The 22,922-nt window shown below is 71.3% G+C and carries 12 protein-coding genes; 11 read left to right on the top strand and 1 reads right to left on the bottom strand.

All coding sequences use genetic code 11. From position 1 onward, the window contains the following. Positions 1 to 111 precede the first annotated feature (111 nt). A complete protein-coding gene (locus GTY58_RS15100) occupies positions 112 to 12,063 on the bottom strand; it encodes a type I polyketide synthase (RefSeq protein WP_079121367.1) in 11,952 nt (3,983 codons plus the stop codon). A 205-nt stretch (positions 12,064 to 12,268) separates the two neighbouring features. Here GTY58_RS15100 and GTY58_RS15095 point away from each other — a divergent pair, with 205 nt between their 5' ends. The 11 genes from GTY58_RS15095 (at position 12,269) to atpD (ending at position 22,845) form a co-directional block, all read left to right on the top strand. After that, positions 12,269 to 12,772 (top strand): hypothetical protein, encoded by a 504-nt coding sequence (locus tag GTY58_RS15095; RefSeq protein ID WP_010984323.1) that lies wholly within the window; start codon positions 12,269 to 12,271, stop codon positions 12,770 to 12,772. Between the two features lie 140 nt (positions 12,773 to 12,912). After that, positions 12,913 to 14,265: a crotonyl-CoA carboxylase/reductase gene (gene ccrA, locus GTY58_RS15090; protein WP_010984322.1), complete on the top strand. Its 1,353-nt coding sequence runs from the start codon at positions 12,913 to 12,915 to the stop codon at positions 14,263 to 14,265. 91 nt (positions 14,266 to 14,356) lie between these two features. Further along, positions 14,357 to 15,304 carry a 3-hydroxybutyryl-CoA dehydrogenase gene (locus GTY58_RS15085; RefSeq protein ID WP_078234449.1) on the top strand — a complete coding sequence of 316 codons (948 nt, stop codon included), beginning with the start codon at positions 14,357 to 14,359 and terminating at the stop codon, positions 15,302 to 15,304. Between the two features lie 290 nt (positions 15,305 to 15,594). Then, positions 15,595 to 16,008: a hypothetical protein gene (locus tag GTY58_RS15080; RefSeq protein WP_010984320.1), complete on the top strand. Its 414-nt coding sequence runs from the start codon at positions 15,595 to 15,597 to the stop codon at positions 16,006 to 16,008. A gap of 222 nt (positions 16,009 to 16,230) precedes the next feature. Continuing rightward, positions 16,231 to 17,040 carry a F0F1 ATP synthase subunit A gene (gene atpB / locus GTY58_RS15075; protein WP_010984319.1) on the top strand — a complete coding sequence of 270 codons (810 nt, stop codon included), beginning with the start codon at positions 16,231 to 16,233 and terminating at the stop codon, positions 17,038 to 17,040. Positions 17,041 to 17,108: 68 nt separating this feature from the next. Further along, on the top strand, positions 17,109 to 17,351 hold the full coding sequence (locus GTY58_RS15070) for an ATP synthase subunit C (protein WP_010984318.1): 243 nt from the start codon (positions 17,109 to 17,111) through the stop codon (positions 17,349 to 17,351). 39 nt (positions 17,352 to 17,390) lie between these two features. Further along, on the top strand, positions 17,391 to 17,933 hold the full coding sequence (locus tag GTY58_RS15065; RefSeq protein WP_037651554.1) for a F0F1 ATP synthase subunit B: 543 nt from the start codon (positions 17,391 to 17,393) through the stop codon (positions 17,931 to 17,933). Then, on the top strand, positions 17,930 to 18,751 hold the full coding sequence (locus GTY58_RS15060) for a F0F1 ATP synthase subunit delta (protein WP_010984316.1): 822 nt from the start codon (positions 17,930 to 17,932) through the stop codon (positions 18,749 to 18,751). The genes GTY58_RS15065 and GTY58_RS15060 overlap by 4 nt, the downstream gene beginning before the upstream one ends. Positions 18,752 to 18,880: 129 nt before the next feature. Further along, positions 18,881 to 20,470 carry a F0F1 ATP synthase subunit alpha gene (gene atpA, locus GTY58_RS15055; RefSeq protein WP_010984315.1) on the top strand — a complete coding sequence of 530 codons (1,590 nt, stop codon included), beginning with the start codon at positions 18,881 to 18,883 and terminating at the stop codon, positions 20,468 to 20,470. A 21-nt stretch (positions 20,471 to 20,491) separates the two neighbouring features. Beyond that, positions 20,492 to 21,409, top strand: a complete 918-nt coding sequence (locus tag GTY58_RS15050) for a F0F1 ATP synthase subunit gamma (protein ID WP_010984314.1) — start codon at positions 20,492 to 20,494, stop codon at positions 21,407 to 21,409. Further along, a complete protein-coding gene (gene atpD / locus GTY58_RS15045; protein WP_010984313.1) occupies positions 21,409 to 22,845 on the top strand; it encodes a F0F1 ATP synthase subunit beta in 1,437 nt (478 codons plus the stop codon). The genes GTY58_RS15050 and atpD overlap by 1 nt, the downstream gene beginning before the upstream one ends. Positions 22,846 to 22,922: the final 77 nt, after the last annotated feature.

The raw sequence follows: 22,922 nt of genomic DNA, 5'->3' as shown, positions 1-22,922 counted from the left end.
GGGACTGATCGGACTGATCCGGGTCGATCCGGTCCGATCCGGTCTGGTTCGGTCCGGGCCGGTCGAAGGGCAGGGTCCGGTCCGGTCGAAGGACCGGGTCTGTGCCGTCGGTCAGAGACCGAACCCCTGGTCGATCGCGTCGAAGAGGTCGTCGGTGCTGGCCGCGTCGAGGTCGTCGAGGGCGTCCGCCGCGGCCGGTTCGGCATCGCCCGTGCTCCACTGCGCCAGCAGCCCGCGCAGCCGCCGGGTGACCCGGTCGCGGTCCCCGTCGTCAGCGGTGACCGCCGCGAGGGCGGCCTCCAGGGCGTCGACCTGGGAGAGGGCGGCCTCGGCGCCGGAGAGCCCGGCCGGGGCGAGCTGCGTGAGCAGTTCCCCGGCGAGCGCGGCCGGCGTCGGATGCTCGAAGACGAGCGTGGCCGGCAGCCGCAGACCCGTGGCCGCGCCGAGTCGGTTGCGGAACTCCACGGCGGTCAGCGAGTCGAAGCCGAGCTCGCTGAAGGACTGCTCCGCCGCGATCGCCCCGGCCGAGGCGTGGCCGAGCACGGTGGCCGCGTTCGAACGGACCAGGTCCAGCAGCCTGCGAAGCTGCTCGGCTGGAGGCAGCCCGGTCAGCCGCGTCCGCAGCTCGGCCCCGTCGCCGCCGGACCGCACCACCCGCCGCGAGGTGCCCTGCACCAGACCGCGGAACAGCGGCGGAACGCTGTCCGGGTCGGCCCGCAGCGCCGACGCCGTCAGCCGGGTGATCACCTGGAGCGGTACGTCGGCCCCGCACGCCAGGTCGAACAGCGCGAGCCCCTCCTCGTTGTCCAGCGGCCGCATGCCCGCCCGCTCCATCCGTTCCACCTCGGCGTCGCCCAAGTGGCCCGTCATGTCGCTGCGTTGGTTCCAGAAGCCCCAGGCGAGGGAGGTGGCGGGGTGTCCGTGGGTGCGGCGGTGGTGGGCGAGGGCGTCGAGGTAGGTGTTGGCGGCGGCGTAGTTGGCTTGTCCTGCGGTGCCGAGTTGTCCGGCGGCGGAGGAGTAGAGGACGAAGGTGGTGACGGGGTGGTGGAGGGTGAGGTGGTGGAGGTGGGTGGCTGCGTCGATCTTGGGTTGGAGGACGGTGTGGAGTTGGGTGTCCGTGAGTGTGGTGGTGGTGGCGTCGTCGAGGGTGCCTGCGGTGTGGATGACGGTGGTGAGGGGGTGTTCGGTGGGGATGGTGGTGAGGAGGGTGGCGAGTTGTTCGGGGTCGGTGGTGTCGCAGGCGGTGACGGTGACGTGGGCGCCGGCTGCGGTGAGTTCGGCTACGAGTTCGGTGGCGCCGGGGGCGTGGGGTCCGCGTCGGCTGGTGAGCAGCAGGCTGGTCACCCCGTGCCGGGTGACGAGGTGGCGGGCGAGGAGGGCGCCGAGGGTGCCGGTGCCGCCGGTGATGAGGGCGGTGCCGTGCGGATCGATCCCCCGCGGCACGGTGAGCACGGCCTTGCCGACCAGCTTCGCCTGGCTCAGGTCCCGCATCGCCTCACGGGCCCGGCGCAGGTCGTACGTGGTGACCGGCGGCGGCACCAGCACCCCGGCGCGGTACAGCTCCAGCACCGCGACCAGCATCTCCTGGATCCGGTCGGGGCCCGCCTCCATCAGGTCGTACGCCTGGTAGGCCACGCCCGGGTACGCGGCGGCGACCCGCGCCGGGTCGCGCTTGTCGGTCTTGCCCATCTCCAGGAACCGTCCGCCGCGCGGCAGCAGCCGCAGCCCGGCGTCGACGAACTCACCGGCCAGACAGTCCAGTACGACGTCCATGCCGCAGCCGCTGCTGCCCTCCATGAACCACTGCTCGAACTCCAGGGTCCGTGAGTTGGCGATGTGCCCGGCGTCGAGCCCGTGGTCGCGCAGCGTCCGCCACTTGCCGGGGCTGGCGGTGCCGTAGACCTCGGCGCCCAGATGACGGGCCAGCTGCACGGCCGCGATGCCGACCCCGCCGGCCGCCGCGTGCACCAGCACCGAGTCGCCCGGCTGCACGTCCGCCAGGTCCACCAGACCGTAGTAGGCCGTGAGATGCGTGATGGGAACGGCCGCCGCCTGCTCGTACGACCAGCCGTCCGGCATCGGGGCCAGAAAACGGTGGTCGCACACCGCGACCGGCCCGAACGAGTCGGAGCACAGCCCCAGCACCCGGTCACCCACCGCGACGTTGCCCACCCCGGCACCGGTCTCCAGGACCGTTCCGGCGACATCGCCGCCGATGCCGTTCTGCCCCTCGACCATGCCGAGCGCGACGACGACGTCCCGGAAGTTCAGCCCGACCGCGTGGACGGCGATACGGACCTGGCCGGGACCGAGCGGGTCCAGGACCTCGGGGCAGGGGACCAGCGCCACGTTCTCGATCGTGCCGCGGCCGGTGCTCTCCAGCCGCCACGGCGTCGGGCCGGGCGGCGGCAGCAGCGCCGGATGCGCCTGGGCGCGGGCCAGCCGGGGCGCCGTGACCGTGCCGCCGCGGATCGCGAGCCGGGGCTCCGCGCACCCCAGCGCCGCCGCGAACACCTCCCGGGACTCGGCCGTGCCGTCCAGGTCGACCAGCGCGAACCGGTCCGGGTGCTCGGACACCGCCGAGGTCACCAGGCCCCAACTCGCCGCGTTCCCCAGGTCGGTGACATCCTCGTCGTCGCCCGCCGCGACCGCGCCCGAGGACACGAACACCAGCCGCGCGGAGCCGAACCGCTCGTCGGCCAGCCAGGCACGGACCCGGTCGAGCGTCTCCTGGGCGGCCGTGTGCGCCGCCGCCGCGGGATCGCCCGGCGCACCGGGGGCGAGGCAGTGCACCACGATGTCCGGGACCGGCCCGTCGGCCGCGCCCAGCTCGTCGAGATCCGCCCCCACCCGTACGCCGGCACGGTCGCCCGCCAGCCCGAACAGGTCGGCGCCGACCAGCGCGTACGACGGGGCCGGCTCGTCAACCGTGACGGTCAGGGGGGTCCAGTGGAGGTGGAGCAGCGCCTCCTCCAGCGCGCCGCCCGTGGACCGGCCGGGGGCGGCCAGGGCGGCGGGCCTGGTCACCAGCGACCGTACCGAGACGACCGGGCGGCCCGTCTCGTCGGTGAGCAGCAGCGCGAGCTGGTCCCCGGACGGGGTGAGCCGCACCCGGGCCGCGGTGGCGCCGGTCGCGTACAGGTGCACCCCGGTCCAGGAGAACGGCAGCTTCACGCCCGCCTCCTGGTCGCCGGCGAGCACCATGGCGTGCAGCGCGGCGTCCAGCAGGGCCGGGTGGACGCCGTAGTGCGCGGCCTCCTCCCGCTCGCCGTCGGGCAGCCGGATCTCGGCGAACAGCTCGCCGTCCCGCCGCCACACCGCGCGCAGGCCCTGGAAGGCGGGGCCGTAGTGGTAGCCGCCCTCGGCGAGTCCGTCGTAGACGCCCTCCGTGTCGACCGGCTCCGCGCCGGCCGGCGGCCACGCCGGATCCGGCGCGGGTTCCTCGGGCGCGTCCAGGCCGAGGGTGCCGGTCGCGTGCAGCGTCCAGTCGTCCTCGCCGGTACGGGAGTGGACGGTGACCGTGCAGGTGCCCGTCTCGCCGTCCGGGGTGGCCCGGACCTGCACCGTGACCTCGTCCTTGGGGCCGGAGCCCAGCAACAGCGGTGCCTGGAGGGTCAGTTCCTCCAGATGGGGACGGCCCAGGTGGTCGCCCGCCCGGATCGCCAGGTCCACGAAGGCGGTCCCGGGCAGCAGGACCGTGCCGGAGACGGCGTGGTCGAGCAGCCACGGATGGCTACGCCCGGACAGCCGGCCGGTGAGCAGCACGCCCTCGCCGCCCGCCAGCGACACGGCCGCGCCGAGGAGCGGATGGCCCGCCGCCTCGAGACCGGTCGCGGACAGATCGCCCGCGCCGCGGCGGGACTCCAGCCAGAACCGGCGGCGCCGGAACGCATAGGTCGGCAGGTCCACCTGCCGGGCCCCGGTGCCGTCGAACACCGCCGGCCAGTCGACGCCGACGCCCAGCACACCGAGCTCGGCGGCCGAGGTGAAAAAGCGCCGCGCGCCGCCGTCGTCCCGGCGCAGCGAGCCCACCGCCACCGCGGTCCGGCCCGTATCGTCGATCGTGTCCTGGACCGAGGGCACCAGCACGGGGTGCGGGCTGATCTCGGCGAAGACGGTGAAGCCCTGGTCGAGTGCCGCGCGGGTCGCCGCCTCGAACTCCACGGTGTGACGCAGGTTCTGATACCAGTAGCCGGCGTCCAGCTTCGCGGTGTCGAGCGGGGCCCCGGTGAGGGTGGAGAAGAACGGGATCGCCGACGAACGCGGCGTCAGCCCCGCCAGTTCGGCGGCCAGGTCGCCCTCGATCTCCGCCACTTGGGATGTGTGGGAGGCGTAGTCGACCGGGATGCGACGGGCCCGCACGCCGTCGTCGGCGCAGCGGGCGAGCAGTTCGTCGAGCGCGTCGGGATCACCGGCCACCACGGTGCTGACGGGACCGTTGACCGAGGCCACCGAGACGCGCCCCGGCCACCCGGCGATCAGCTCCCGGGCCGCCGCCGACGGCAGCGCCACCGACACCATCCCGCCCCGCCCCGCGAGCGTCGAGCCGATCGCCCTGGCGCGCAGGGCGACGACCCGGGCGCCGTCGGCGAGGTCCAGCGCCCCGCAGACACAGGCGGCCGCGATCTCGCCCTGCGAGTGCCCGAGCACCGCGTCCGGTTCGACGCCGTACGAACGCCACAGCGCCGCCAGCGACACCATCACCGCCCACAGCGCGGGCTGCACCACGTCCACCCGGTCCCAGGGCGGGGTGCCCGGCTCCTGCCGCAGGACGGCGAGCAGCGACCAGTCGACGTACGGGCGCAGCGCCTCCTCGCACTCCTCGATCCGGGCCCGGAACACCGGTGCGGAGACCAGCAGTTCCGCCGCCATCCCCGCCCACTGGGCGCCCTGGCCGGGGAAGACGAACACCACGCGGTCGTCGCCGAGCACGGACCCCTCGACCACACCCGGCGGCAGCGCCTCGTCCGGCTCCCCGGCCCGGCGCGCCAGCCCGGCCGCGGCGGCCAGCAGCTCGTCCCGGTCGCCGCCCAGCACCACCGCGCGGTGGGACAGCCGGGCCCGGCCCGTCAGCGTCCTGCCGACATCGGCCACGGACAGCTCGGGACGCGCCGCCACATGCGCGACGAGCCGCTCGGCCTGGGCGTACAGCGCGGCCCGGTCGTGCCCGGAGAGCACCCACGGCACCACGCCGCCCGGAACCGTCCCGGATGTCCCGGGCTCGTCGTCGGCAGGCGGCTGTTCGAGGATGACATGGGCGTTGGTGCCGCTGATCCCGAACGAGGACACGGCGGCCCGGCGCGGACGGCCCGCGTCCGGCCACTCCCGCTCCTCGGTGAGCAGTTCCACGGTGCCCGGGGACCAGTCCACCTCGGGCGACGGCCGGTCCACATGCAGCGTCCTCGGCAGCACCCCGTACCGCATAGCCATGATCATCTTGATGATGCCCGCGGCCCCGGCCGCCGCCTGCGTGTGGCCCAGGTTGGACTTCACCGACCCCAGCCACAGTGGCTGCTCGGCGCTCCGCTCCCGGCCGTAGGTGGCCAGCAGGGCCTGCGCCTCGATCGGATCGCCCAGCGTCGTCCCCGTCCCGTGCGCCTCCACCACGTCGACGTCGGCGCCACCGAGCCGCGCGTTCGCCAGCGCCTGTTCGATCACCCGCTGCTGCGCGGGCCCGTTGGGCGCGGTCAGCCCGTTGGAGGCGCCGTCCTGGTTGACCGCGGTGCCCCGGACGACCGCCAGCACGGGGTGCCCGTTGCGGCGGGCGTCCGACAGCCGCTCGACCAGCAGGAGCCCGGCACCCTCGCCCCAGCCCGTACCGTCCGCGCTCTCGGCGAAGGACCGGCAGCGGCCGTCGGGGGACAGCCCGCCCTGCCGGGACAACTCGACGAACACACCCGGCGTCGACATCACGGTCACGCCCCCGGCCAGCGCCAGGTCGCACTCACCGGTGCGCAGCGCCTGCGCCGCCAGGTGCAGCGCCACCAGCGAGGACGAGCACGCGGTGTCGAGCGTGACCGCGGGACCCTCCAGACCCAGCGTGAACGCGATCCGCCCCGAGGCGACACTGCCGGCCGAGCCGGTCCCGATGAACCCCTCGACCTCCTCGGGCAGTACGGCCTGGTCGGCGCCGTAGTCGTGGTACATCACCCCGGCGAACACCCCGGTCCGGCTGCCGCGCACCGCCCGCGGATCGATGCCGGCCCGCTCCAGCGCCTCCCACGACGTCTCCAGGAGCAGCCGCTGCTGCGGGTCCATCGCCAGCGCCTCACGCGGCGAGATCCCGAAGAACTCCGGGTCGAACTCGGCCGCGTCGTACAGGAAGCCGCCCTCCCGCACGTACGAGGTGCCCGGCCGGGCCAGCTCCGGGTCGTACAACTCCTCCACGTTCCAGCCGCGGTCCTCGGGCATGTCACCGATCGCGTCCCGCCCTGCGGCGACCAGCTCCCACAGCTCCTCCGGCGAGGCCACCCCGCCGGGATAACGGCACGCCATGCCCACGATCGCGATCGGCTCCCCGGGCTCGACGGCGGCGGACGCCCGGGGTGCCGGCGACGCCTCCTGCCCGCCGGTCAGCTCGCCGAGCAGGACCTCCGCCACGGCCGACGGCGTCGGGTGGTCGAAGACCAGGGTCGCGGGCAGCCGGAGACCGGTCGCGGCACCCACGCCGTTGCGCAGCTCGATGGCGGCCAGGGAGTCGAAACCGAGCTCCCGGAAGGTCCGCCGCGCATCCAGCCCGTCGGGCGTCGGATGGCCGAGCGCGGTGGCCGCGTGGGTCCGTACGAGGTCCACCAGCAGCCGGATTTGGTCCGCCCGCGGCAGCGCCCGCAGCCGGGCCGCGAACGCCCCTTGCGCACCGGCTCCGTCGACCGCACCGGCCGCCCGGCGCACCGGCGCCCGCACCAGGCCCCGGAACAGCGGCGGCAGGGTGCCCACGGCCGCCTGCGCCCGCAGCGCGCCGAGATCCAGCGGCAGCGGCACGGCGACCGGAGCGTCCAGCGCGAGCGCCGCGTCGAACAGGGCCGCCCCCTGCTCCTCGGAGATCGGCAGCACCCCGGCACCGGCCATCCGGCGCCGCGTCTGCTCGTCGACCTCGGCTGTCATGTCGCTGCGTTGGTTCCAGAAGCCCCAGGCGAGGGAGGTGGCGGGGTGTCCGTGGGTGCGGCGGTGGTGGGCGAGGGCGTCGAGGTAGGTGTTGGCGGCGGCGTAGTTGGCTTGTCCTGCGGTGCCGAGTTGTCCGGCGGCGGAGGAGTAGAGGACGAAGGTGGTGACGGGGTGGTGGAGGGTGAGGTGGTGGAGGTGGGTGGCTGCGTCGATCTTGGGTTGGAGGACGGTGTGGAGTTGGGTGTCGGTCAGCTTCGTGGTGGTGGCGTCGTCGAGGGTGCCTGCGGTGTGGATGACGGTGGTGAGGGGGTGTTCGGTGGGGATGGTGGTGAGGAGGGTGGCGAGTTGTTCGGGGTCGGTGGTGTCGCAGGCGGTGACGGTGACGTGGGCGCCGGCTGCGGTGAGTTCGGCTACGAGTTCGGTGGCGCCGGGGGCGTGGGGTCCGCGTCGGCTGGTGAGCAGCAGGCTGGTCACCCCGTGCCGGGTGACGAGGTGGCGGGCGAGGAGGGCGCCGAGGGTGCCGGTGCCGCCGGTGATGAGGGCGGTGCCGTGCGGATCGATCTCCCGCGGCACGGCGTCGCCTGCCACGGCGTCGTCCGCCACGGCCCGGGTCAGGCGCGGAGCGAAGGCCCTGCCGTCCCGTAGGGCGACCCGGGGTTCGTCCGAGCCGGCCGCCGAGCGCACCGCCGCCAGGGACCGCGGCGTGCCGTCGACGTCCACGAGGACGATCCGGCCCGGGTGTTCGGTCACCGCCGAGCTCAGCAGGCCCCACGCGGCCGCCTGCACCGGGTCGAGCGGGTCGCCCTCACCCACGGCCACCGCGTTCCAGGTCACCGCCACCAGCCGCGAGTCGGCGAACCGCTCGTCGGCCAGCCACGACCGCACCAGGTCCAGCGCCCGCCCGGCGAGGTCGTGCGCCTGCCCGGCAAGGTCGCGCTCCTGCCCGGCGAGGTCGTCCGCCGCGTCCGCGCCACCCGAGCCCTCGGACGGGCCGGCCGTGGCGACGACGAACTCCGGCATCCCGGCACCCGCGTCCAGCGCGGCACCGAGCCCCGCCAGGCCGGGGTGACGCTCGGCGCCCGCGAGCCCCGTGAGCGGCCCCGAACCGAGCACCGCCCAGCGGCCCTCCGGCTCGGCCGCGCCGACCGGAGCCCACGACGGCACGAACAAGGCGTCCGAGGCACCGTCCGGCGCCGCGATCCGCCCGGCGGGCCGCACCACCAGGGAGTCCACCGTCGCCACGGCCTCACCGGCGGCGTCGGCGAAGAACAGGGAGAGCGAGTCGGCGCCGGTCGGCGTCAGCCGAACGCGCAGGAACGACGCACCGGCCGCGTGCAGCGCCACCCCGCGCCACGCGAACGGCAGCCTGCCCCGCTGCTCCCGGCCGAACTCGCCCGGCACGAACGCGGACGCGTGCAGTGCGGCGTCGGCGAGCGCCGGATGCAGCCCGAACTCCCCGGCGCCGGTGGCCACCTCGTCGGGCAGCCGGACCTCAACGTACACCTCCTCGCCCCGCCGCCACACCGCGCGCAGCCCCTGGAAGGCCGGGCCGTACTGGAAACCGGCGTCCGCGAGGTCCGCGTAGAAGCCGTCGACGTCCAGCTCCTCGGCCCCGGCGGGCGGCCAGGCCGTCAGCTCGTCTCCGGGACGCGTACGAGCCGTGGTGAGGGTGCCGCCGGCGTGCCGCGTCCACACCTCCTCGGCGGACTCCTCGGCCTGTGCGTACAGGGCGAACTCACGCTCGCCGGACTCGTCCGGAGCACCCACGGCGAGCTGGACGCGCAGGCCGCCGCTCGACGGCAGGACGAGCGGAAGCTCCAGCGTGAGATCCCCGACCGAGTCGAGGCCGAGGTACGTCCCGGCCCACAGCGCCAGTTCGGCGACGGCGGTGCCCGGCAGCAGAACGGTGTCGCCGATCGCGTGGTCCGCCAGCCACGGCAGGCTGTCCGTGGACAGCCTGCCGGTGAACAGCCGGCCGCCCCCGGCCGCCGGCACCAGCACGGCACCGAGCAGCGGGTGTTCCGCGGGGGCCAGCCCCGCCGCGGCCATGTCGCCGGCCCCGGGCACGCCGCGCAGCCAGTACCGGGTGCCCTGGAAGGCGTACGTCGGCAGCGGCACCCGCCGTCCCGCCCGCCCGGCGAAGAACGCCGCCCAGTCCACCGGCACACCGGCCGTGTGCGCCTGGGCCAGCAGGGCCGTCAGGGTGCGGACCTCCGGCCGGTTGCGGCGCAGCGCCGGTGCGACGACCGCGCCGGCGGTGCCGGTTTCCGCGAGCGTCTCCTCGGCCATGGACGCGAGCGTCTCCTCGGCCATGGAGGTGAGCGCGGCATCGGCCCCGAGTTCGAGGAACACGGTGACGCCCTCGGCGTCGAGGGCGCGCACCACGTCGTGGAAGCGGACCGGCTCGCGCGCCTGCCGCGCCCAGTACGCCGGGTCCGCCCACGCGGCCGGCTCCAGGAGGGTGCCCGTCACGCTGGAGACGACCGGAATGGCAGGGGGACCGAACGTCAGCCGGGCGGCGACCTGCCGCAGCGGGTCGACCACGGGGTCCATCAGCGGCGAGTGGAACGCATGGCTCACCGGGAGCCGCCGGGTCCTGCGCCCCAGGCCGGTGAAGTGCGCCGCGACGGCGGTGACGACGTCCTCGTCGCCCGACACCACCACGGAACCCGGCCCGTTGACCGCCGCGACACCGGCCACCGACTCGTGCCCGGCCAGCAGGGGCAGCACCTCGTCCCAGGTCGCCGCCACGGAGACCATCGCCCCGCCCTCGGGCAGTTCCTGCATCAACCGCCCCCGGGCGGTGACCAGTTCACTGGCGTCGGCCAGCGACAGCATGCCCGAGACATGGGCCGCGGTCAGCTCGCCGACCGAGTGCCCGGACAGCAGCCGCGGACGCACACCCCACTCCTCGAGGAGCCGGAACAGGGCCACCCCGAGGGCGAAGGTCGCCGACTGGGTGTAGAGGGTACGGTCCAGCAGCCGCGCCTCCTCGCTGTCCGGGGCGGCCAGCAGCAGCGGCAGCAGCGGCCGGTCGAGCCGGGCGTCCAGCTCGGCACAGACGGCGTCCAGCGCGCGGGCGTACGCCGGGAACGCCTCGTACAACTCCCGCCCCATGCCGGGACGTTGAGCTCCCTGCCCGGTGAACAGGAACGCGCCGCGCACCTCGCCGGCGAGTCCGCTCACCAGCCCGGCGGGACTGCCTCCCCGCCCCAGCTCGGCCAGCGAGTCCAGCAGTTCCGCGCGGTCCCCGGCGAGCAGCACCGCCCGGTGCTCGAAGGCGGTACGGGTCGTGGCGAGCGCGCAGGCCACGTCGTCGAGCGGCAGATCGGGGTGGTCGAGCAGGTGCGCGTGCAGCCGGGCGGCCTGGGCGGGCAGCGCCGCGGGCGTGGCCGCCGACAGAACCACCGGCACGACCTGCGCTCCGGCGACGGAAGCGCCGGAGGCGATGGAAGCGCCGGAAGTGTCGGAGGTGCCGGAGGCGATGGAAGTGACGGAGCCGTCCGCGCCGGCCGGGCCGTCCGCGCCGGCCGAGCCGCTCGCCCCGGCCGGGCCGTCCGCGTCGAGATCCGCCGGCGCCGGTTCCTCCAGGATGACGTGCACATTGGTGCCGCTGATCCCGAACGAGGACACCCCCGCCCGGCGGGGGCGGTCGCCGCGCGGCCACGGGCGGTTCTCGGTCAGCAGCTCCACCGCGCCCTCGGACCAGTCCACTTCGGGCGTCGGACGGTCCACGTGCAGCGTCCTCGGCAGCTGCTCGTGCCGCATCGCCTGGACCATCTTGATGATCCCGGCGGCACCCGCGGCGGCCTGCGTGTGCCCGATGTTCGACTTGACCGAGCCCAGCCACAGCGGCTGCTCGGCGCTCCGCTCCCGGCCGTAGGTGGCCAGCAGCGCCTGTGCCTCGATCGGATCACCCAGCGTCGTCCCCGTACCGTGCGCCTCCACCACGTCGACATCCGCGACGCCGAGCCGCGCCGAGGCCAGCGCCTGCTGAATGACCCGCTGCTGCGAGGGCCCGTTGGGGGAGGTGAGACCGTTGGACGCGCCGTCCTGGTTGACCGCGCTGCCGCGGACGATCGCGAGCACCTGGTGGCCCCTGCGACGGGCGTCCGACAACCGTTCCACCACGAGCAGCGCGGAGCCCTCGCCCCAGCCGACACCGTCGGCGGCGGCCGCGAACGACTTGCACCTGCCGTCGCGGGCGAGGCCGCGCTGCCGCGAGTTCTCCACGAAGGTGGCGGGGGTGGACATGATCGTCGCGCCACCCGCCAACGCCAGGTCGCACTCCTCGTCCCGCAGCGCCTGCACGGCGAGGTGCAGCGCCACCAGCGAGGACGAGCACGCGGTGTCGAGGGTGACGGCCGGCCCCTCGAGGCCGAGGAAGTACGAGATCCGGCCCGAGGCCACACTCGCGGCCATACCGGTGCTCAGATAGCCCTCGACCTCGTCGGGCAGGGCACCGGGACCCGAGGCGTAGTCGTGGTACATCAGCCCGGTGAAGACACCGGTGCGCGAGCCGGCCAGCGACCGCGGATCGAGACCGGTGTTCTCCAGGGCTTCCCAGGCGGTCTCCAGGAGCAGCCGCTGCTGCGGGTCCATCGCCAGCGCCTCGCGCGGGGAGACGCCGAAGAACTCCGCGTCGAACTCGGTGGCCCCGCGCAGGAATCCACCCTCGGTGGCGTACGAGGTGCCCGGGTGGTCGGGGTCGGGGTCGTAAAGCTCCCCGAGCTCCCAGCCGCGGTCCGTCGGCATGCCGGTGACGGCGTCCTCACCGCGCCGGACGAGGTCCCACAGCTGGTCGGGTGAGCCGACACCGCCGGGCAGCCGGCAGGCCATCCCGACGATCGCTATGGGCTCGGTGTCGTCGGCCTCAAGTTTCTTGATGCGCCGATGGGCCTGCCGCAGATCGGCTGCCATCTTCTTGAGGTAATCAACCAGCTGCGCTTCGTTCGTCACCTGTGAACCTGCCTGAGAGATTGGCAAACCGCGCCCTTCGAGGGCGAAGGTACGGACGGCTCGCCCCTAGCCGCGTCCCCTCAGCCACCCCAGAAGCGGCCTCGCCCGGGAATGCGGCCGGGTAGGGGTTGGCGCTAGGGGTGCGGCCGTGCCTAGCATTCGGCGAATTCCCGTGCCGTGACGAGGAACTGGAGTGTATTCCGCAATGAGCGTTTCTGAGAAGGAAGCCGAAACTTCGGCCGAGCAGGAATTCACCAGGCCGCCGGCCCCGGAGAAGATGCGGGATCTGGATTTCCTGCTCGGTGATTTCCGTGCGGAGTGGACCAACTTCACCGCCGACCCGGCCACGACCGGCACGGCCGCCTGGAACACCGCGTCCACCTTCCACGGGCACGCCTACGAGATGACGCAGCGGGTCGAGGCGCACGACCTCACCGGCCGCTTCGTCGTCCAGTGGGTCGAGTCGGAATCGTCGTTCTCCGGCTACTACTACGACGACTGGGGAAACCGCACCCTGCTGACCTCCGAGGGCTGGCAGGACGGTTATCTCGCGTTCACCGGAGAATGCTTCGGATTCGGCAAGTCCTTCCTGCTCAAGGAGCAGTACGAAATCGTCGACGAGAAGCACTACGTCAAACGCGGTTTCATCAAGTTCGACGAAGGCGACTGGATCCCCGCGGACGAGGTGCACTGCCACCGCGAGGCGTGACCCACCGAGCGGTCCCCAGGATCCCGGCCATTCGGTAATTCGGAGCCGCGGTAATTCGGTAAGGACGGAACAGCGGAACGCCGTGGACCCACGCATACGGATCGACGCTCGGGCTACGTGACCCCCGGGAAAGGTGAACCATGACCCTGCTGACCGAAGCGGTACGTGCGGGCGCGCCGCCGCAGGAGCTGGAGCGCGCGCCGCTGCCCGGGGAGTACACCGCCGCGTACATCCAGGCCGAGGACGCCCGGATGTTCGACGGAGTCGCCGACAAGGACATCCGCAAGTCGTTGCGCGTCGGCCAGGTCCCGATGCCCGAACTGGCGCCGGACGAGGTGCTGGTCGCGGTCATGGCCAGCGCGGTCAACTACAACACCGTGTGGTCGGCGATGTTCGAGCCGGTCTCCACGTTCCGCTTCCTGCGGCAGTTCGCGACGCAGGGCGGTTGGGCCCGACGCCACGATCTGCCGTACCACGTGATCGGTTCCGACGGGGCGGGCGTGATCGTGCGCGTGGGCTCCGGCGTACGGCGCTGGGGCATCGGCGACCACGTGGTGATGAGCTGCGTCCAGCCCGACGACCAGGAACCGGCCACGCAGGCCGACGGGATGCTCGGCGCCGAGCAGCGGATCTGGGGCTTCGAGACCAACTTCGGCGGCCTGGCCCACTACGCGGTCGTCAGGGCAAGCCAGTTGATCCCCAAGCCGGCCCACCTCAGCTGGGAGGAGGCGGCCTGCAACCCCCTGTGCGCGGGAACCGCGTACCGGATGCTCGTCGGCGACCGGGGCGCCCGCTTCAAGCAGGGCGACGTCGTACTGATCTGGGGCGCCGCCGGCGGACTCGGCGCGTACGCGGTGCAGCTCGTCAAGAACGGCGGCGGCATCCCGGTCGGCGTGGTCAGCTCGCCCGCCAAGGCGGAGGCGGCCCGCAGACTCGGCTGCGACGTGGTCATCGACCGCCAGGACATCGGCCTCGACGACCGCACGGCCGACGACCCCCGTGCGGTGATCGAGGTGGGCAAGCGGCTCGGGACCGCCATCCGCAAACGGGTGGGGGAGGACCCGCACATCGTCTTCGAGCACGTGGGCCGTGCCACCTTCGCGGTCTCGGTCTTCGTGGTCCGGCGCGGCGGCACGGTGGTGACCTGCGGCTCCAGCACCGGCTACCAGCACGGCTACGACAACCGCTACCTGTGGATGAAACTCAAGCGAATCATCGGCAGCCACGCGGCGAACCTCCAGGAACAATGGGAGTGCAACCGCCTCGTCTCCCTCGGCCGCATCGTGCCGACGCTGTCCGCGGTCTATCCCCTGGAGGAGATCGGCGAGGCCGCCCGGTCGGTCCAGACGAACCAGCACATCGGCAAGGTCGGAGTCCTGTGCCTGGCATCGGGCCCCGGCCAGGGCGTGACGGACCCCGAACGCCGTGCCGACCTGGGCGAGGAACGCCTCAACCCGCTGCGCGGACTCACACCGACGCGACAGGCCGGCTGAGAGCGCCTCCAGTTCCCGTACGCCTGTCGTGAAGACGCTGGTAATCGGCCGAGAGAGCCCGTCGGGCCGTGCCCGGCGCGAAGGAGATGTGATGAGCACTGCGACGGCGGCCTCCCCGACCCCCGTGACCACGTCCGCGCCCGAGGCGACCGAGCCCGAGGCGACCGAGGAGTCCGCCGCCGCGCGGGCGATCCGGCGCGTGGGCGTGGTCGGCTGCGGAGTGATGGGCGCGGGCCTCGCCGAAGTGTGCGCCCGGGCCGGGCTCGACGTACTGGTCACGTCCTCGGGCGAGGACGGGCTGGCCCGGGGCCGCGGCCGGCTCGAACGCTCCCTCGCCCACGCCGTCCGCAAGGACAGGATCAGCGACACGGCCCGCGAAGAGACGCTCGCCCGCGTCTCCTTCACCACCGACCTCGCCGCCTTCCGCGACCGGCAACTGGTCCTGGAGGCGGCCCCCGAGGACGAGCCCACGAAGCTGCGGATCTTCCAGGCGCTGGACAGGGCCGTCGAGGACCCGGAGGCGATCCTCGCCACCAACACCTCCGCCCTTCCCGTCATGCGGCTGGCCCGCGCGACCGACCGCCCCGGCCAGGTCCTCGGCCTGCACTTCTTCAACCCGGCCCCCGTGCTGCCCCTGGTCGAGGTGATCGGTTCGCTGCTCACCCGCGACCGCACCCGGCGCATCGCCGCGGAGTTCGCCACCACGGTGCTCGGCAAGCAGGTCGTCCACGCCGGCGACCGCTCCGGGTTCGTGGTCAACGCCCTGCTGATCCCCTATCTCCTGTCCGCGATCAGGATGTGCGAGGCGGGATTCGCCGGCGCGCAGGACATCGACAAAGCGATGACACTGGGCTGCTCGCACCCCATGGGACCGCTGGCACTGGCCGACCTCATCGGCCTGGACACCGTCGCGGCCATCGGCACGGCCCTGTACGAGGAGTTCAAGGAGCCCACGCACGCCGTTCCCCCGCTGCTGTCCCGCATGGTCGACGGCGGCCTGCTCGGCAGGAAGTCCGGGCAGGGTTTCTACACGTACTGAGCACGCGCGCACCGCCCGCGCTCGCGATCACGCGCGCATACCAAGTCCACACCCGCGGTGTCATCTCGCTGAGCTACCGCATGGCCCGTTCGTGTGACGGTGAGCACACTTCCGGGTAAAGACTGCATCAAATAGTTTGTGATACGGTTCACGAGAACCCGAGATATATTGGGGCGGCCGGAGCGAGACAGGCCGCCCGTACGAGGCACGCCTCGTTCACCTCGGGCTAGGGTCATCTCTCGACGACCGAAACGAACCCCCCCCAAGATTTCGCCGGAGGAGCTGCCGCAATGCAGTCCAACGACGCCCGAACGCTCCTGCACTGTGCTCTGCCCACCGCTGCCGCGGGCGTGGTGGGAGTCGCGGTCAGTGCCGCCGTGGCCGGTGGCAAGGGTGCGCTAGGCGCCGGCTTCGGCACCGTTCTTGTTCTGCTGTTCATGTGCAGCGGCCTTGTGGTGCTGCTGCGGACCGCGCGCTCGCTGCCCCACCTGTTCCAGATGATGGGGCTGTTGCTCTACACCACGCAGATCCTGCTCCTGATGATCCTGTTGACCATCTTCAGGGGCACCTCGGTGTTCAATCCCAAGTGCTTCGCCCTGACCCTGCTTGCGGCCACCCTGGTGTGGATCGCTGCACAGGTGCGATCCCACATGAAGGCCAAGGTCCTCTACGTGGAGCCGGACTCCGCTCGGACGCCGTCGTGACCTGTAGGGCCGGTGTAAAGGGGCCTCCGCTCATTTGCTATGGTCTCGCCACAACTGTGGCAGAGCTGGCGTGGGTGGTAGCCGTGCCTGTGACGCCTTTTGGCTCGGAGCCCAGTCGCCGCCCCCATATCCGCAAGTCCAGTCCAGTGCCGTTCCGCGGTCGCAGGCCGCGCCGACACATTGAGGTTGCCGTACCCATGCGCCACGCTGAAGGAGCTCGCGGTGAGTGATGCCAAGACGCTCGCCTTCGAGACCGATTGTCATATTTTCGAAGGGTGCGGTTTCCCGACCCCCGGTCTGCACTCCTTCGTCTTCGAGCCGATCTTCACGGTCGGCGGCTTCGAGTTCAACAAGCCGATCCTGTTGGTACTGCTGAGCACGATCATCGTCATCGGGTTCTTCTGGGCGGCCTTCAACAAGCCGAAGCTGATCCCGGGCAAGCTCCAGATGATCGGTGAGCTGGGCTACGACTTCGTTCGTCGTGGGGTCGTCTACGAGACGCTCGGCAAGCGGGAGGGCGACAAGTACGTCCCGCTCATGGTCTCGTTGTTCTTCTTCGTCTGGATGATGAACATCTGGTCGATCATCCCGGTCGCGCAGTTCCCGGCGACCTCGATCATCGCCTTCCCGGCGGGCCTCGCAGCGGTCGTCTATGTGCTCTGGGTGAGCCTGACGTTCAAGAAGCACGGCTTCGTCGGCGCCTTCAAGAACATCACGGGCTACGACAAGTCGCTCGGCCCGGTGTTCCCGGTGGTCATGTTCTTCGAGTTCCTCTCGAACCTGCTCATCCGGCCCTTCACGCACGCGGTCCGGCTCTTCGCCAACATGTTCGCCGGGCACGTACTGCTGCTGATCTTCACCATCGCCAGCTGGTACCTGCTCAACGGCATCGGCATCGCCTACGCCGGCGTCTCGTTCCTGATGGTCCTCGTGATGACGGTCTTCGAGCTGTTCATCCAGGCGCTTCAGGCCTACGTCTTCATCCTGCTGTCCTGCAGCTACATCCAGGGCGCTCTCGCCGAGCACCACTGAGCACGGCACCCCCCCGAACATCCGGTGGCCAACCCCCACCGGCCCGTGAAAAAGAAGGAAGAAACGGCATGTCCGCTCTCCAGACCCTCGCCGCGGTCAACATCCAGGGCAACCTCGGTGCGATCGGTTACGGCCTCGCCGCCATCGGCCCGGGCGTCGGCGTCGGCATCATCTTCGGTAACGGCACCCAGGCCCTCGCCCGCCAGCCCGAGGCGGCCGGCCTGATCCGCCAGAACCAGATCCTCGGCTTCGTGCTCTGTGAGGCGCTGGCCCTGATCGGCCTGGTCATGGGCTTTGTCTACCCTTCCTGATCCGGTCTCTGACGCGAAACTTTGACGGAAGGCACAGATGTGATCCTGGTACAGCTGGCTGCTGAGGAAGCCCAGAATCCCCTCATTCCGGAGGTCCCGGAGCTCGTCATCGGCCTTCTGGCCTTCGCGATCGTCTTCTTCGTCCTCGGCAAGAAGCTCCTCCCGAACATCAACAAGGTTCTGGAAGAGCGTCGTGCCGCGATCGAAGGCGGTATCGAAGAAGCCGAGGCCATGAAGGTCGAAGCCCAGAGCGTGCTCGAGCAGTACAAGGCTCAGCTCGCCGAGGCTCGGCACGAGGCCGCGCGTCTGCGCCAGGAGGCGCAGGAGCAGGGCGCCACGCTCATCACCGAGATGCGTGCGGAAGGCCAGCGGCAGCGCGAGGAGATCATCGCTGCCGGCCACGCCCAGCTCGAGGCCGACCGCAAGGCCGCCGCGCAGGCGCTGCGCCAGGACGTGGGCACGCTCGCCACCGACCTGGCCGGCAAGCTCGTCGGTGAGTCCCTCGAGGACCACGCCCGGCAGAGCCGTGTCATCGACCGCTTCCTCGACGGGCTCGAGGAGAAGGCCGAGGCGACTCGATGACTGCACACGGAGCGAGCCGCGAGGCAACCGCTGCCGCACGTGAGCGTCTCGATGCGCTGACGGACTCGACGTCCGTGGACGTGGTCCAGCTCGCCGACGAGCTGGCCGCCGTCACCGCGCTGCTCGACCGCGAGGTGTCGCTGCGTCGGGTCCTCACCGACCCGGCGCAGGCCGCCGAGGCCAAGGCCGAGCTGGCCGGTCGCCTCTTCGGCAGCCAGATCGGCGGCCCCGCCACCGACCTGGTCACCGGCATGGTGCGCTCCCGCTGGTCGCAGTCCCGCGACCTGGTGGACGCCGTCGAGGAGCTGGCGGACATCGCCGACCTCACGGCGGCCCAGCGGGCGGGCGTGCTCGACGACGTCGAGGACGAGCTGTTCCGGTTCGGCCGGATCGTCTCGTCGAACCCCGCGCTGCGGGCCGCGCTGACCGACCGCACCGCCGACAAGGCGGCCAGGAGCGAGCTGGTGCACAGCCTGCTCGGCGGCCGGGCCACCGCGACCACCGAGCGTCTCGTGACGCGCCTTGTGACCACGCCGCGTGGACGTAGCCTGGAGGCGGGACTCGAGTCCCTGTCCAAGCTCGCCGCCGAGCGCCGCGACCGCTTGGTCGCGGTCGTCACCACGGCGGTCCCGCTGAGTGACACGCAGAAGCAGCGCCTCGGCGCCGCCCTCGCGACGCTCTACGGCCGTCAGATGCACCTCAACATCGACGTGGACCCCGAGGTCCTCGGCGGGATGCGGGTGCAGGTCGGCGACGAGGTCATCAACGGCAGCATCGCGGACCGGCTCGAGGACGCCCGCCGCCGCATGGCGAGCTAGCAGCAACTCAATACCTAGTAGTACCGACGGCCCTGGTTGGGCCGTGCAGAGGATTCACCTCTTTTCAGGGGGAGTCCCCATCCCCCCAAAGTGAAACTTCGGGCCCAACAAGGAGAGCAGGGAACCCAGATGGCGGAGCTCACGATCCGGCCGGAGGAGATCCGGGATGCGCTGGAGAACTTTGTCCAGTCGTACAAGCCGGACGCGGCCTCGCGCGAGGAGGTCGGCACGGTCACCGTCGCCGGCGACGGTATCGCCAAGGTTGAGGGTCTCCCCTCGGCCATGGCCAACGAGCTGCTGAAGTTCGAGGACGGCACTCTCGGCCTCGCGCTGAACCTGGAAGAGCGCGAGATCGGTGCGGTCGTCCTCGGCGAGTTCAGCGGTATCGAGGAGGGCCAGCCGGTGCACCGCACCGGTGAGGTGCTGTCCGTCGCCGTGGGCGAGGGCTACCTCGGCCGCGTCGTCGACCCCCTCGGCAACCCGATCGACGGCCTCGGCGAGATCGAGACCAGCGGTCGTCGCGCCCTCGAGCTGCAGGCCCCCACGGTCATGGACCGCAAGTCGGTGCACGAGCCGATGGAGACCGGCTACAAGGCCGTCGACGCGATGACCCCGATCGGCCGTGGCCAGCGTCAGCTGATCATCGGTGACCGCCAGACCGGCAAGACCGCCCTGGCCGTCGACACGATCATCAACCAGCGTGACAACTGGCGCACCGGCGACCCGAAGAAGCAGGTTCGCTGCATCTACGTCGCCATCGGTCAGAAGGGTTCCACCATCGCCTCCGTGCGCGGTGCCCTGGAAGAGGCCGGCGCGCTGGAGTACACGACCATCGTCGCCGCCCCGGCGTCCGACCCGGCCGGCTTCAAGTACCTGGCGCCGTACACCGGTTCGGCCATCGGCCAGCAGTGGATGTACGAGGGCAAGCACGTCCTCATCATCTTCGACGACCTCTCGAAGCAGGCCGACGCCTACCGCGCCGTGTCCCTGCTGCTGCGCCGCCCGCCGGGCCGCGAGGCCTACCCGGGTGACGTCTTCTACCTGCACTCCCGTCTGCTGGAGCGCTGCGCGAAGCTCTCCGACGACATGGGCGCCGGTTCGATGACGGGTCTGCCGATCGTCGAGACCAAGGCGAACGACGTGTCGGCGTTCATCCCGACCAACGTCATCTCCATCACCGACGGCCAGTGCTTCCTGGAGTCGGACCTGTTCAACGCCGGTCAGCGCCCCGCGCTGAACGTCGGTATCTCCGTCTCCCGAGTCGGTGGTTCCGCGCAGCACAAGGCGATGCGTCAGGTCTCGGGTCGTCTTCGCGTGGACCTCGCCCAGTTCCGTGAGCTGGAGGCGTTCGCCGCCTTCGGTTCGGACCTGGACGCCGCGTCGAAGTCCCAGCTGGAGCGCGGTCAGCGCATGGTCGAGCTGCTCAAGCAGGCTCAGTACCAGCCGATGCCGACCGAGGACCAGGTCGTCTCCGTGTGGGCCGGCACCACCGGCAAGATGGACGACGTACCGGTCGCCGACATCCGCCGCTTCGAGAAGGAGCTGCTGGAGTTCCTGCACCGCAAGTACCAGGGACTCATGACCTCCATCAAGGAGGGCGCCAAGATGTCGGACGACACCCTCACGGCCATCGCCGACGCCATCGCGGACTTCAAGAAGCAGTTCGAGACCTCGGACGGCAAGCTTCTCGGCGAAGACGTTCCGGCCGCCGGCAAGTGACGTAAGGAAGGGACCTGACTCATGGGAGCCCAGCTCCGGGTCTACAAGCGTCGCATCCGATCCGTCACCGCGACCAAGAAGATCACCAAGGCGATGGAGATGATCGCCGCCTCGCGTGTCGTCAAGGCGCAGCGCAAGGTGGCGGCCTCCACGCCGTACGCGACCGAGCTCACCCGCGCGGTCACGGCGGTCGGCACCGGCTCGAACACCAAGCACCCGCTGACCACCCAGGCCGAGACGGTCACCCGGTCCGCGGTGCTGCTCCTGACGAGCGACCGCGGCCTGGCCGGCGCGTTCAACTCCAACGCCATCAAGGCGGCGGAGCAGCTGACCGCGCGGCTCGAGGCCGAGGGCAGGGAGGTCGACACGTACATCGTCGGCCGCCGTGGTGCCGCCCACTACAACTTCCGTGAGCGCAAGGTCACGGAGCTGTGGACGGGCTTCACCGACGAGCCCACGTACGCGGACGCCAAGAAGGTCGCGGGTCCGCTCATCGAGGCCATCGAGAAGGAGACGGCGGACGGCGGCGTGGACGAACTCCACATCGTCTACACCGAGTTCGTCTCGATGATGACGCAGACGGCGATCGACGCCCGCCTGCTGCCGCTCAGCCTCGAAGAGGTGGCGGAGGAGTCGTCCACACAGGGCGAGATCCGTCCGCTGTACGACTTCGAGCCGTCGGCGGAGGACGTCCTCGACGCCCTGCTGCCGCGCTACGTCGAGAGCCGTATCTACAACGCGCTGCTCCAGTCGGCTGCCTCCAAGCACGCCGCCACGCGTCGTGCGATGAAGTCGGCCACCGACAACGCGGGCGAGCTGATCAACACGCTCTCCCGCCTTGCCAACGCGGCCCGCCAGGCCGAAATCACCCAGGAAATCAGCGAGATCGTCGGTGGCGCCAGCGCCCTGGCCGACGCGACCGCGGGGAGTGACAGGTAATGACGACGACAGTTGAGACGGCCGTTGCCACGGGCCGCGTCGCCCGGGTCATCGGCCCGGTCGTCGACGTGGAATTCCCCGTCGACGCGATGCCGGACATGTACAACGCCCTTCACGTCGAGGTGGCCGACCCGGCCAACGCCGGCGAGAAGAAGACGCTGACCCTGGAGGTCGCCCAGCACCTGGGTGACGGCCTGGTCCGCACCATCTCCATGCAGCCCACCGACGGTCTGGTCCGCCAGGCCGCGGTCACCGACACCGGTACGGGCATCACCGTCCCGGTCGGCGACTTCACCAAGGGCAAGGTGTTCAACACCCTCGGTGAGGTGCTGAACGTCGACGAGAAGTACGACGGCGAGCGCTGGTCCATCCACCGCAAGGCCCCGCGCTTCGACGAGCTCGAGTCGAAGACCGAGATGTTCGAGACCGGCGTCAAGGTCATCGACCTTCTCACCCCGTACGTCAAGGGTGGAAAGATCGGTCTGTTCGGTGGAGCCGGCGTCGGCAAGACGGTGCTCATCCAGGAGATGATCTACCGCGTCGCCAACAACCACGACGGTGTCTCCGTGTTCGCCGGTGTCGGTGAGCGCACCCGTGAGGGCAACGACCTCATCGAGGAGATGTCGGACTCGGGCGTCATCGACAAGACCGCCCTGGTCTTCGGCCAGATGGACGAGCCCCCGGGCACCCGTCTGCGCGTGGCCCTGGCCGGTCTGACCATGGCGGAGTACTTCCGCGATGTGCAGAAGCAGGACGTGCTGTTCTTCATCGACAACATCTTCCGCTTCACCCAGGCCGGTTCCGAGGTGTCGACCCTGCTCGGCCGTATGCCCTCCGCGGTGGGCTACCAGCCGAACCTGGCCGACGAGATGGGTCTCCTCCAGGAGCGCATCACCTCGACCCGTGGTCACTCGATCACCTCGATGCAGGCGATCTACGTCCCCGCGGACGACCTGACCGACCCGGCCCCGGCCACCACGTTCGCCCACCTCGACGCGACGACGGTTCTCTCCCGTCCGATCTCCGAGAAGGGCATCTACCCGGCCGTGGACCCGCTGGACTCCACGTCCCGCATCCTGGACCCGCGCTACATCGCGCAGGACCACTACGACGCCGCCATGCGCGTCAAGACGGTTCTGCAGAAGTACAAGGACCTCCAGGACATCATCGCGATCCTCGGTATCGACGAGCTCGGCGAGGAGGACAAGCTCGTTGTCCACCGCGCCCGTCGCGTGGAGCGCTTCCTGTCCCAGAACACCCACGTCGCCAAGCAGTTCACCGGCGTCGACGGGTCGGACGTCCCGCTGGACGAGTCGATCACCGCGTTCAACGCGATCATCGACGGCGAGTACGACCACTTCCCGGAGCAGGCGTTCTTCATGTGCGGTGGCATTGAGGACCTCAAGGCCAACGCCAAGGAGCTCGGCGTCTCCTGAGCCCCGTGCTCACCATGAGGGGGTGGGTGCGTCCCACCCCCTCATGTACGCCTACTAGAATTTGACCCAACACCCGG

Origin of the sequence: Streptomyces sp. SID5469, assembly GCF_009862865.1 — a bacterium.
Lineage (GTDB): Bacteria > Actinomycetota > Actinomycetes > Streptomycetales > Streptomycetaceae > Streptomyces > Streptomyces avermitilis.
This window is presented reverse-complemented; position numbering and strand designations above follow the sequence as displayed.

Coding starts and splice junctions, on each gene's coding strand:
- GTY58_RS15095 (WP_010984323.1), top strand. CDS start 12,269: ATGAGCGTTTCTGAGAAGGAAGCCGAAACTTCGGCCGAGCAGGAATTC.
- ccrA (WP_010984322.1), top strand. CDS start 12,913: ATGACCCTGCTGACCGAAGCGGTACGTGCGGGCGCGCCGCCGCAGGAG.
- GTY58_RS15085 (WP_078234449.1), top strand. CDS start 14,357: ATGAGCACTGCGACGGCGGCCTCCCCGACCCCCGTGACCACGTCCGCG.
- GTY58_RS15080 (WP_010984320.1), top strand. CDS start 15,595: ATGCAGTCCAACGACGCCCGAACGCTCCTGCACTGTGCTCTGCCCACC.
- GTY58_RS15070 (WP_010984318.1), top strand. CDS start 17,109: ATGTCCGCTCTCCAGACCCTCGCCGCGGTCAACATCCAGGGCAACCTC.
- GTY58_RS15060 (WP_010984316.1), top strand. CDS start 17,930: ATGACTGCACACGGAGCGAGCCGCGAGGCAACCGCTGCCGCACGTGAG.
- atpA (WP_010984315.1), top strand. CDS start 18,881: ATGGCGGAGCTCACGATCCGGCCGGAGGAGATCCGGGATGCGCTGGAG.
- GTY58_RS15050 (WP_010984314.1), top strand. CDS start 20,492: ATGGGAGCCCAGCTCCGGGTCTACAAGCGTCGCATCCGATCCGTCACC.
- atpD (WP_010984313.1), top strand. CDS start 21,409: ATGACGACGACAGTTGAGACGGCCGTTGCCACGGGCCGCGTCGCCCGG.